Source organism: Bacillota bacterium, assembly GCA_024655925.1.
Lineage (GTDB): Bacteria > Bacillota > DTU025 > DTU025 > JANLFS01 > JANLFS01.
Genome location: JANLFS010000095.1, coordinates 1 through 11,055, shown reverse-complemented (window position 1 = coordinate 11,055; position 11,055 = coordinate 1). Strand labels below are relative to the sequence as shown.

The following is an 11,055-nucleotide window of genomic DNA, read 5'->3' as shown; positions in this document are numbered from 1 at the left end:
TTTCGATCTCAGAGAAGATGCGCGGCCAGATCAAAGGCCTGAACCAGGCGGCCAGGAACGCCCAGGACGGGATCTCGCTGTTGCAGACGGCAGAAGGAGCGCTAGGCGAGACCCATTCGATTCTGCAAAGGATGAGGGAACTTGCAGTCCAGGCTGCGAGTGACACATTGACCCACAAGGACCGGGTGGAGATACAGAAGGAAGTGGATGCGCTCGCGAATGAGATCACCCGGATAGGGAACAACACAGAGTTCAACACACAGACCCTGCTTGCCGGCGGGTTCTCGGCAAAGACCATTCATATTGGGGCCAATGCGGATCAGAAGCTCTCGGTGACCATCGGGGATATGCGCGCCACGGCACTTCGCGTGGGAGGCGCGGTCGCAAACCCAACCCTCTCGAACTATCACGTCTCCGGAGACATGACCCTGAGCGCGTCTGGCACTTTCACCGGCGCGGAGACCACCCGGATCAGAGTATCTGTATCCGACACAACTGCTACGCTTGAGAGCTGGAATGCTGCGACAGAGAGCTGGGAGGCTACTGTCGCCGACATCGATACGGGCACCACCCAGACTTTTGCCGCCTGGAACGGGGTCCAGATAACCGTGGCAGGATACGGGGATGGCGAGGTAACCGAGGCATACTTGATGGGAACCAGCGGCGGGATATACGTTGGAACCCAGTGGGCGGCCAATGCGGCGATCACTGCACTCAACACCGCCATCAACGCCGTCTCGAGCGAGCGGTCTAAACTCGGAGCGATCCAGAACCGACTCGAGCATACCATCGCGAACCTCTCCACGTCCGCAGAGAACCTTACCGCGGCTGAGTCGCGGATCAGAGACGTGGACGTGGCGGTTGAGATGATGAACTTCACCAAGTTCCAGATCCTGAGCCAGGCGTCCACGGCGATGCTTGCGCAGGCGAACGCGAAACCCCAGGCAGTCTTGCAGCTGTTGAGGTAGGTAGCGGCGGGCATCTCAGGAGACCGCATCGGGGGTGGCGGGTGAACCCTCCCGAGGAAGCGGTCCGATGGGGAGACAGGAGAGCACAATCGGAGCCAAGTGGCCGAGAGGGTCTGGCGCCCTGAGCCGGGTGCCTTTCCCTCTCGGCCTTTTGTTCCAACTCTCGGAAGGTATCTGTCAGGATATGAAGAATACAAGCTGGCGGGCGGTGCCCATGGACTGCAGGAAAGGACTGCACCTGGGGGGATCGAAATGCTCGTCTTGACCCGGAAAGCGAAACAAAGCATCATGATCGGTGACGGCATCGAGATCACGGTGGTGGAGATCAAAGGCGAAGCAGTGAAGATTGCGATTGACGCGCCAAGGCACGTCCCCGTACACCGCAAAGAGGTGTATGAGGAGATTCAAAGAGAGAACCGCACCGCGGCCGCTGCCTCCCTCGAAGCGGTGAGCGGTATCAGTGGGTTGATCCGCGACAAGGCCTGACACAGCTGTGGACGAGGCTTCCCACACCGGACTTGGCTTTACGTGGGCTCCTAAACTACGCGCCGGTTGTGCCGATAACATTCTCAGGGTTATCGCACCCGGCGTGTTTTCTTCGCTCGACTTAAGACGACACGGAGGTGGTTGAGGTGAGCGCGGATAGAGTCTCTCAAGTGGCCGGTGTGGAACTCGAGCACACAAGACGCGCCAGCATGGGAGATCTGCAGATGGACCCCAGGATGGACCCACGCAGCTCTCGTGAGTGGGCCGCCGCGAGCCGGCTCCGCGAGGTCAGGACGACCGTGACGGAAGCGAATCGGGCCATGGAAGCTTTCGACATCCAGGCCAAGTTCTCAGTGCACCGGGCGACAGGGCAGATCGTAGTGCGCCTGGAGAATCGCAGGACTGGGGAGCTGATCAGGGAGATACCGCCGGAGAAACTTCTTGACCTGGTGGCCAAGATGCGCGAGATGATGGGCAGGTTCGTGGATGACCGCGCCTGAGGAGGTGTCCTGGGATGGCGGGAACCATGCGGATAGGTGGCCTTGTGGCCGGGATAGACACGTCGGAACTGGTGCAGCAGCTTATGGCGATCGAGCGCCGGCCTGTCCTGGCAATGCAGGTCAGGCAGGACACTATAAAGACGAAAACCGATGCTTGGCGGGACGTGGCCACCAGGCTTTCATCCCTAAGATCCAAGGCGGCTGCACTCAAGTCTGCTGCGGCGATCAACATTAAGACAGCGACCTCGTCGGACTCCTCGATCCTCACTGCTACCGCGTCCGCAGGCGCGATCAACGGCGTGTACAGAATCTGGATCGACAGGGTCGCCACTTCGACCAGGGTGACTGGGTCTCAATCCCTCGGGCAGCCCCTGAACATCGGGGAGAGGTTGAGCGAGGCCGGGTTCGCCACTGCCCCGACCGTGGGGTGGTTCACCATCAACGGGAAGGTGGTGACGATCGATCAGGACACGGTCATGAGCGATGGGGTGGACGATGCATCTTCAAACTCCGTGATCGGAAGGATCAACTCGAGTGGGGCAGGCGTTGTGGCATCTGTGGTGAACAACCGTCTTGTGCTCCGGGCGCCTTCGGGCTCCATCCAGCTTGGCGCAGGCGGAGACACCAGCAACTTCCTCTCAGCCGCCAAGGTGCTCGGCGGTCAGATCGCCGCCACAATCACGTCTGGAGTCGCTGAGCACTCGGAGAACGCCGGCGCCGTGGCGTCCGACGTTGCGGCTGGCGCCACCATCACCTTCACCTATGACGGCGTTGAGTACACCACTGCGGAGTCAGATATCTCGGGCGCTGCAGCGGGGATAACCTCCCTCGCTGATCTGGCCTTCCAGATCTCCCAGGCCATGAACAGGGCGCTCGGCGACTCCGGTTCCGTACTGGTCAGTGTGGTCGATGGGGAGGGCCCTGGGGAGGCCACGCTCGTGGTGCAGGACGGCCGGACGGGCGGAACGCTCGCCATCACATCCGCCACAGACTCCGGTCTCGGGTGTCTGCTCGAGCAGGGGGGAGCCACCTCAGGATCGACCATCACAAGCTATGGAAATCTCGGAGTGGTCAAGGCAGGGGCGGCTCTCTACACCAGCAGGCTCGCGGGGGTTCTGAACGACTCTGTGACAAGTGGAGTGGCGGAAGGGGCAACCGAAGGGACACTTGCAGTCGCCCTGGTCGGAACGGAGACAGTTACGTTCCGTTATCACGGAGAGGAGTACACCACAGAGGCGCTTTCGGCAGGGGACGACATGGCCGCAGTCGCGGCGGACCTTGAGGCGAAGATGAACGCTGCCGCCGGGCTTGATCCCGGCACCATAAGAGTGAAGGTCTCTGGGCTCGGCGGGGCTCAGAACGACATGTTCGTGATTACAGACACGGCAACGCCCGAAGGGTCCACTGCCAACTCTATTACCGTATCTGCCGCCCCCAAGGCTCTTGGGCTTGCAGCCTCTGACGGCGGGACTAACCGGGGGCTCTTTGTCATCAACGGGGTCGCGATACAGTACGACCGGTATTCGGACTCGCTTACGAGCGTGATCAATCGCATAAACGCATCTTCCGCCCAAGTGACAGCGGCATATGACACTCTCGAGGACCGGCTAGTGCTCACAGCCAAGTACACCGGGAGCATTTCCATCAGCTCCGAGGATGTCGGGGGCGGCTTCCTCGGAGCTGCGGGTATCCTTGGTGCAACACAGGTGCCTGGCGAGAATGCTCTGTTCCGCGTGGACACCGTGAACGGCGGCACACAACTATCTTCTGCGTCGAACACAGTGTCAGGTATCATCCCCGGCGTCACTCTCGAGCTCAAGGAGGCGGGTGAGAACGCTTCCACCATAACGGTTTCCCAAAATGTGGACGCAGGATACTCTGCAATCAAGAGCTTTGTGGACCAGTACAACTCTGTGCTGGATCTCATCTCCAGCCTCACATCCTACAACTCGACCACCAAAAGTGCCGGCACCCTGCAGGCAAACGGAACAGTTCTCGGGATCGCCTCCCGTCTGCGAACCCTCGCCATGGAAACGGTGTCTGGGCTCCCGGCTGCGACCAACAGTCTTCTTGCCATCGGTATATCGACTGGCGCAATTGGCTCGACCGACGGGAGGTCAGGAAAGCTCGTCATAGACGACGCTAAGCTCAAGGCGGCTCTCACCTCGAACCCGGAGGGCGTGACAAAGCTCTTCAGCGAGCCGAATACCGGGATCGCGGCAAGGTTCGACACATACATAAGTGGGCTAGTCCAGGCCGGGACCGGTCTCATACCCAAGACCCAGGCCAACCTGGACGCTGAGGCCAAGATGGTGTCCAGGAGGATAACTGATGCTGAGCGGAGACTTGAAGTGAGGGAAGCCACTCTCATCAAGCAGTTCACTGCGATGGAGAAGGCGCTCTCGTCCATGCGGAGCCAGAGCGCCTGGCTGAATACGCAATTCACGTCCATGTGGTAGGCCCAACCGCCAAGCGGCGGTGCACCGAGGCGACCTCCCCGAAAGGAAGGAAGTGCCATGACGGCGAACCCGTACGGCAAGTACCAGGAGACGCAAGTTCAAACTGCCCCTCCCGAGACTCTGGTTCTGATGCTCTACGATGGGGCCATTAGATTCGCAGGCCAGGGGAAAGCCGACCTTCTAGAAGGCAGGCGGGAGTCGGCGCACAGGAATCTCGTCCGTGCCCAGGACATCCTGGTGGAACTCCAGACATCACTGGATTTCAACATGGGCGAGGTTGCGTTCAACCTCTGGAGGATCTATGAGTACCTCGAGCACCGCCTAGTGGAGGCGAACACCAAACGCTCCTCAGAGCCCATCGATGAGGTCATCGGGATGCTCTCAGATCTGAGGCAGACCTGGGCGCAAGCTATCCGCCACGCGCGAGGCATGACAGCGAAGACCGGGGGGTGATCACGTGGAGGGTTCTCGAAGCCCCCACGACATGGCGCGGGAGACGCACGAGTGCCGTGCGAAGGAACTCGAGGTGTACGAAGCCATGCTCACTCTCTCCCAGCGACAGCGCGACGCCATCCTGGGCGCTGACTGGAATGGGCTCGAGCGCGCCACCCGGGAGAAAGAGAAGCTGATCGTGCAGGCGACGCAGCTGGGAGCGCGGGTTGCGGCTCTGATCGACGAGTGTGCGCTGGCCACAGGCGTCCGCAACCACGAGTGTTTGGCCCGAGCAGGTGCAGAGGTCGGTTCCTGCCTGCTGAATGCGAAGATCGCCAGGGTCCTCAGCGAGTTGCTCACCTTCGAGAACTCGAACCAAGAACTGCTTGAGTCTGCCATGGAACCGGTTCGGGAAGAGCTCAAAGCGGTGAGAACCGGAAAACGGGCCCTTCGTGCTTACTGGGGCCAACCAGCGGTGCGTGCACACGGGCTCATAGATGGGGATGCCTGAACACGAACTGCGTTGTTTTTCATTGAAAGGAATCGAATGGTCTTTGAAGAATCACCCTGAGTCGACAAAGTCCAATGGTTACGATCCACGACTGGAGGATGGTTGATGCCCGCCCGGCGTGTTCTTATCGTGGACGATGAGGCTAACATGCGAGTGGTGCTCTCCGACGTGTTCTCGGATGCAGGTTACGCCATCGAGACTGCGTCAACTGGAAAAGAGGCTATCGACGCCATCGAAGCCATTTCGGCTGACGCAGTTGTGCTTGACCTCAAACTGCCAGACATGTCAGGGATCGATGTCTTCCGTGAGGCAAAACGGATCAGGCCGGGGATCATAGTGGTCATAGTGACGGCCTACTCCTCAGTGGACACAGCCATCGAGGCCATGAAAATGGGGGCTTTCGACTATATAACAAAGCCCTTCAAAGTTGAGAAACTGCTTATGGTCATCGGGAACGCACTCGAGGCCGGGGCTGGGGCTCCCTGCGCAGGAAGAGCTGTCCCGGGGGTTGGCCATCCAGACGACCCCGAGTTCGATGGGGTTGTGGGTTCCACCCGCGAGATGAGGCAGGTGGTGGAGATGGTCCAGGACATCGCTCCGACCAACGCCACAGTCCTGATCTACGGGGAGAGCGGCACTGGCAAGGAACTTGTGGCCCGGTACGTTCACAAGAAGAGCCTCAGGGCTTCAAGACCATTCGTCAAGGTGAACTGCGCCGCGATACCAGAGACCCTTCTCGAGTCCGAGATGTTCGGCCATGAGAGGGGGGCTTTCACGAATGCTATAGCGAGGCGGATAGGACGGTTCGAGATGGCGAACCCAGGGACTCTTTTCCTTGACGAAGTGGGAGAGATGTCCCTGGCGATGCAGGCGAAACTCCTCCGCGTTCTTCAAGACAAGGAGTTCGAGAGAGTCGGCGGGTCGGAGACGATAAAGGTGGATGTGCGGGTGATCGCCGCGACCAACAAAGACCTCCGACAGGAGATCGCGACGGGAGCATTCAGAGAAGATCTTTACTACAGGTTGAGCGTGGTACCCCTGTGTCTGCCCCCGTTGCGGGAGAGACGGGAGGACATTCCCACGCTATGCGCCCGGTTCATAGAGAAGTACAACGCAGAGTTCGGCCGGCATGTCCGGGCTTTTTCGCCCGAGGCCCAACGCCTGCTCCGGGAGCACGACTGGCCTGGAAACATCAGGGAACTCGAAAACGTGGTCGCGAGGGCGGTCCTCCTGTGCCGGGAGGACACTCTGACGCCGGAACACCTCCGTCTCACGGGCGCCCCGATAAACGCCACTCCAGCTCTGGATCCCGGCCTCGATCAGTGCACGCTCTCCCTCGAGGACATCGAGAGGCGGCACATCAAGAGTGTGCTGGAGCAGACAGCGGACAACCGCACCAAGGCCGCGAAGATCCTGAAGATCACCAGGCGCACCCTGCTCAACAAGATCAAGAAATACGGGCTACAGTAGGCGTGCCGAGGAGGCTATGGTCTAGGCATGAGAGACTCTCTCGTCCCACCTTGGACGTTTCCTGCCGGGGTGCTGACGATAACCGCTGCAAGGTTCGCCGTCGGCCATATCACCGGCGGCGTGGTCGGGTGGTGGGTCATACCTGTGGACTTGGCCATCCTCAGCCTGGTTGCTCTGGTGATGATGCGGTGCACGGCTTATGCTGCAAGGAGGGAACGAGAGGCCAAGGCGGCTCTGGCCAGGCTTGAAGGCCTTGAGATGGTGAGTAAAGGCCTCATAGAAACCGAGTCCGTTCTGAGGGACGACCTCATAAGAGGTCACCGTGGGCTCAACGAGCGGGTCGTGAGGCTCTCGGGGTTGCTCGAGGCCAGCAAGGAGCTGGTGGCCACAAGGAACCTACACGAAGTCCTCACGCGCATCACAAACCTCGCCTGTGGGGTGGTAGGGGCGCGCGGCGCGGTCCTCAGGATTCAGGACAGGGACAGAGAGCGAGTGGTGACATCAGGAAACCCTCGTGCTGTAAACGACCCAGAGTTCGAGCTGTCCGCCCAGGTCGTTGTGGGAGGCCAACCCATAGGGGCGTTGACAGTCCACTTCTCCAAGATCGGGTCTGATGCGACCGACAATGCTCACCTGCTTTCCATCATCGCTTCCTACGCCAGTGTGGCCATTGAAAACGCTCAACTCTACAGGAACTTGAGTTCAACCAACACTCAGCTTGAGCTGTCGAAACGCTACGCCGAGCGGCTGATTGAAGAAGCTCCGGTTGGCATCGCCGTACTGGGTCCGGACCACCGGGTCGTGACCTTCAACCGGGAGATGTGCCAGGTTATGAGGATGTCCAAAGAAGATGCGATCGGGAGATCTGTCCAGGAGATCCTGGGGGCAGAACCCTATGACCTGGTTCGCGCGGTACAGGTACATGCTCAGGGGAGTACGGGGACAGGCGCCACCGAGATCAGAAGCTGTGACGTGGTCGACGCATCCGGGGGCACGCACATCCTGAGGCTCGTTGTGTCAACGACTCAATCGATGCAAGGGTACGGGCTTGCGACAGTCATCATGGCTGAAGATGTCACCGAGAAAGTACGGCTGGGGGAGCAACTGCGCCAGGCTGAGAAACTCAAGGTGGTAGGGGAGTTTGCGGCCGGAATGGCGCACGAGATCAACAACCCGATAGGAATAATATCGGCCTGTGCCGAGGTAATAGGGAAGAAACTCGCTCGCCATGGACCTGAGTTCGCTGAATGCGTGAAGACGGCCAAGATCATAGAGGACGAGGCTACCCGTTGTTCCCTGATTGTGAGGAGTGTGCTGACCTTCGCCCGCCAAGCCGAACTGAACCTGGGAAGGATCGACCTCGCGGGGCTGCTCCGGGAGACCGCTGAGTTTCTCCGGGCACGCGCGAACTCCTCGAATGTCTCCTTGGAACTGGACCTACCTGTGGAGACTCCTGACATCGTGGGCGACAAAAACCAGCTTAAGCAGGTGTTTCTGAACATATCCCTCAACGCCATCGAAGCTATGAAAGAAGGTGGCACACTCTCGATATCTGCCCGGTGCGTCGGCGATGAACAGGGAGGGTCAGTCGAGATTCTTTTCTCCGACACTGGCCCCGGCATCCCACCCGAACACGCTGACCGGGTGTTCAACCCCTTCTTCACTACCAAGTCCGGAGGAACGGGGCTGGGGCTTCCACTGAGCCTGGGCATAGTGGAGAACCACGGCGGCCGGATAGTCGTCGAGCCGTCTTCAGGTACCGGCGCCACGTTCCGTGTCGTTCTGCCTTTGACCGCCGCCGGATGGCGTCCGCCTATCGCGGCCAAGGTGGAAACTGTTTCACCAGGGTGTGCAAAAACTGCTCAGCCGGTCCGCGCAAGCTGATCGGATCCCTTCTGTGCTTACCACCCACCAAGGCTTCTGCCAGTGCTTTCGGGCCGGACACTCCGGAGAACCCGTTTTCTCTCGGTTTACCTTGATTGGCACCAGGATTGCATCAGTTCTTCTTCGCCATCGATCTTGCGGCGGAAGGAGCGGGGTGACATGAAGATCTTCGAGACGCGCGTCACCCGTCTCATGGAGAAGGCCCTCGACATCGCATCCGCCCGTCATGACCTTCTGGCCAACAACATCGCCAATGTCAACACCCCAGGGTACAAAGCCCGTGATGTGGATTTCCATGCCGAACTCAGGGCCCACCTCGAGACGGACCGGGTCCCGCGAGTGGCAGGCAGGACTACCCACCCGCGTCATATTCCCATTTCTGGCAGGGGTGGGTCGCCTTCGTCCCCGATGGAGATGCGCTCGGAGACGTCCATGAGACTTGATGGCAACAGTGTGGACATCGATGCCGAGATGGCCAAAGTCGCGGAGAACGCGGCAGCCTACAATACATTCGCCCAGCTCATCGCGGATCGTTTCAGGACGCTCAGATACATAATCAGCGAGGGGAGGCGGTAGGACATGAGCTTCGGCGGAGGGTTTCGCATCAGCGCGTCTGGGATGACTGCCGAGAGGCTGCGGATGGACGTGATCTCCAACAACTTGGCGAACATCAACACTACGCGAACGGAGGAAGGTGGGCCGTTCAGAAGGCAGGTCGTCCTCCTCTCAGCGAAGGCGGACGGCGGAGTGCAGGCATTCGGGATTGTGGAAGATCCCAGGCCTCACACGATGGTCTACGACCCAGGTCACCCGGATGCGAATCCTGAGGGTTACGTGGCCATGCCCAACGTGAACGTGGTCTCTGAGATGGTCGATATGATGACTGCGAGCAGGGCCTATGAGGCCAACGTGACTGCCTTCAATGCGGCGAAGTCGATGGCGGCCAAGGCCCTGGAGATCGGCAAATCCTGAGGGAGGTGGGTGTGGTGACTGGCGTGGGTACAGTGACCGGGGTGAGCCTCATCAGGCAGGCCGCCGAGGGGAACCGCCGGAGTGATCAGGCGGATCTCGTCAAGACATTCGGCGAAATGCTCGATCGGGCGGTTGACGCGGTCAGCAACATGCAGGCCCGCGCGGACCGGATGACAGAGAGACTCGCGACGGGTGAGGCCGGTGACATCCACCAGGTCATGATCGCTGTAGAGCAGGTGAATATAGCACTTCAGCTCACGATGCAGATCAGGAACAAGGTCATCGAGTCCTACCAGGAAATCATGAGGATGCAGATGTAGAATGGCGAAGACAGGCGCCGAGAAGAAGACGAGGAACGGGATCGCAGGAAGCCTCGGGACCGGGAGAATGATCGCCATCGCCGTGGTGGCGGCTGTCGTGCTCGCCGGCCTCATCACTCTCATCGTGTACACCTCAGGGTCGGACTACTCACTCTTGTTCGGTAACCTGTCCCCCGAGGACGGCGCCGCCATCGTAGAGTACCTCAGGGAATCCGGAGTCCGGTACAAGCTCGGGGCAGGCGGGACTTCTGTCTCCGTCCCGGCGGACAAGGTATACGAACTCAGGATGGAACTGGCCAGCAAGGGCTACCCGCAGGGAGCGGGCTCGGGATTCGAATTGTTCGACAAGATGAGCTTCGGTGCGACCGAGTTCACCCAAAAGGTGAATTACGTTCGAAGCCTCCAGGGTGAGCTGGCCAGGACTATCATGTCCCTCACGCCTGTCGCACAGGCCAGAGTGCACATCGTCATCCCTGAGGAGCGCCTCTTCTCGGAACAGCAGGAGCCTACCACCGCATCCATAGTAGTCAAGCTCAGGCCAGGGTCCCGGATTCTAGATCCACAGGTGCGTGGGATCGTTCATCTCGCGTCCACGGCCATCCGGGGGCTCACTCCCGACAACATCACGGTAATCGACACGGAAGGCAACCTCCTGTGGCGGGGGCAAGGACAGAGCCCTGCGGCCGCTGGGGCAGCCCTGGCCGGGCTCACGACATCCCAACTCGACGCGAAGATGGCTTTCGAGCAGGAGATGCAGCGGCGCATAGAGACAATGCTCGAGCGCGTGCTGGGAATCGGGCGGGCAGTTGTCAGGGTGTACGCAGACTTCAACTTCGACACTAAGGAGACAGAGACTCAAACCTTCCAGCCCCTGCCCACCGGGTACGGCATACCCATCAGCGAGCAGACATCGGAGGAACAGAGGATAGGGACCCCAGCGGCAGAAGGTGGCGCGGCCGGGACAGCATCCAATGTCGCCCCGACATACCCTATGTTCGCTGCCACGACTGCCCAGGCTGCCACCTACACCAGGACTGACCGGACTACCAACTA

12 protein-coding genes are annotated in these 11,055 nt (G+C 60.0%); all 12 read left to right on the top strand.

The genetic code is table 11. From position 1 onward, the window contains the following. A partial coding sequence (locus tag NUW23_12745) for a flagellin (protein ID MCR4427033.1) occupies positions 1–968 on the top strand: 968 nt, incomplete at its 5' end. 252 nt (positions 969–1,220) lie between these two features. Then, positions 1,221–1,454: a carbon storage regulator CsrA gene (csrA, locus tag NUW23_12740; GenBank protein ID MCR4427032.1), complete on the top strand. Its 234-nt coding sequence runs from the start codon at positions 1,221–1,223 to the stop codon at positions 1,452–1,454. A gap of 146 nt (positions 1,455–1,600) precedes the next feature. Further along, positions 1,601–1,954 carry a flagellar protein FlaG gene (locus tag NUW23_12735; GenBank protein MCR4427031.1) on the top strand — a complete coding sequence of 118 codons (354 nt, stop codon included), beginning with the start codon at positions 1,601–1,603 and terminating at the stop codon, positions 1,952–1,954. Between the two features lie 14 nt (positions 1,955–1,968). Then, positions 1,969–4,413, top strand: a complete 2,445-nt coding sequence (gene fliD / locus NUW23_12730) for a flagellar filament capping protein FliD (protein MCR4427030.1) — start codon at positions 1,969–1,971, stop codon at positions 4,411–4,413. Between the two features lie 57 nt (positions 4,414–4,470). Then, positions 4,471–4,866: a flagellar export chaperone FliS gene (gene fliS / locus NUW23_12725; GenBank protein ID MCR4427029.1), complete on the top strand. Its 396-nt coding sequence runs from the start codon at positions 4,471–4,473 to the stop codon at positions 4,864–4,866. A gap of 4 nt (positions 4,867–4,870) precedes the next feature. After that, on the top strand, positions 4,871–5,356 hold the full coding sequence (locus tag NUW23_12720; protein MCR4427028.1) for a flagellar protein FlgN: 486 nt from the start codon (positions 4,871–4,873) through the stop codon (positions 5,354–5,356). Positions 5,357–5,461: 105 nt separating this feature from the next. Continuing rightward, a complete protein-coding gene (locus NUW23_12715) occupies positions 5,462–6,826 on the top strand; it encodes a sigma-54 dependent transcriptional regulator (protein ID MCR4427027.1) in 1,365 nt (454 codons plus the stop codon). A 27-nt stretch (positions 6,827–6,853) separates the two neighbouring features. Further along, positions 6,854–8,710: an ATP-binding protein gene (locus NUW23_12710; GenBank protein MCR4427026.1), complete on the top strand. Its 1,857-nt coding sequence runs from the start codon at positions 6,854–6,856 to the stop codon at positions 8,708–8,710. 159 nt (positions 8,711–8,869) lie between these two features. Continuing rightward, positions 8,870–9,286: a flagellar basal body rod protein FlgB gene (gene flgB, locus NUW23_12705; protein MCR4427025.1), complete on the top strand. Its 417-nt coding sequence runs from the start codon at positions 8,870–8,872 to the stop codon at positions 9,284–9,286. A 3-nt stretch (positions 9,287–9,289) separates the two neighbouring features. Further along, positions 9,290–9,682, top strand: coding sequence for a flagellar basal body rod protein FlgC (gene flgC / locus NUW23_12700; protein MCR4427024.1), 393 nt, complete (start codon positions 9,290–9,292; stop codon positions 9,680–9,682). A 14-nt stretch (positions 9,683–9,696) separates the two neighbouring features. Beyond that, the gene (gene fliE / locus NUW23_12695) at positions 9,697–10,002 is read left to right on the top strand and encodes a flagellar hook-basal body complex protein FliE (protein ID MCR4427023.1); all 306 of its coding nucleotides are present in this window, start codon (positions 9,697–9,699) and stop codon (positions 10,000–10,002) included. Position 10,003: 1 nt separating this feature from the next. Continuing rightward, on the top strand, positions 10,004–11,055 hold a 1,052-nt coding region (gene fliF / locus NUW23_12690), incomplete at its 3' end, for a flagellar M-ring protein FliF (protein ID MCR4427022.1).

What these genes read in the sequence shown, in the direction of transcription:
- csrA (MCR4427032.1), top strand. Translation starts at nt 1,221, where the DNA reads ATGCTCGTCTTGACCCGGAAAGCGAAACAAAGCATCATGATCGGTGAC.
- fliD (MCR4427030.1), top strand. Translation starts at nt 1,969, where the DNA reads ATGGCGGGAACCATGCGGATAGGTGGCCTTGTGGCCGGGATAGACACG.
- fliS (MCR4427029.1), top strand. Translation starts at nt 4,471, where the DNA reads ATGACGGCGAACCCGTACGGCAAGTACCAGGAGACGCAAGTTCAAACT.
- NUW23_12715 (MCR4427027.1), top strand. Translation starts at nt 5,462, where the DNA reads ATGCCCGCCCGGCGTGTTCTTATCGTGGACGATGAGGCTAACATGCGA.
- NUW23_12710 (MCR4427026.1), top strand. Translation starts at nt 6,854, where the DNA reads ATGAGAGACTCTCTCGTCCCACCTTGGACGTTTCCTGCCGGGGTGCTG.
- flgB (MCR4427025.1), top strand. Translation starts at nt 8,870, where the DNA reads ATGAAGATCTTCGAGACGCGCGTCACCCGTCTCATGGAGAAGGCCCTC.
- flgC (MCR4427024.1), top strand. Translation starts at nt 9,290, where the DNA reads ATGAGCTTCGGCGGAGGGTTTCGCATCAGCGCGTCTGGGATGACTGCC.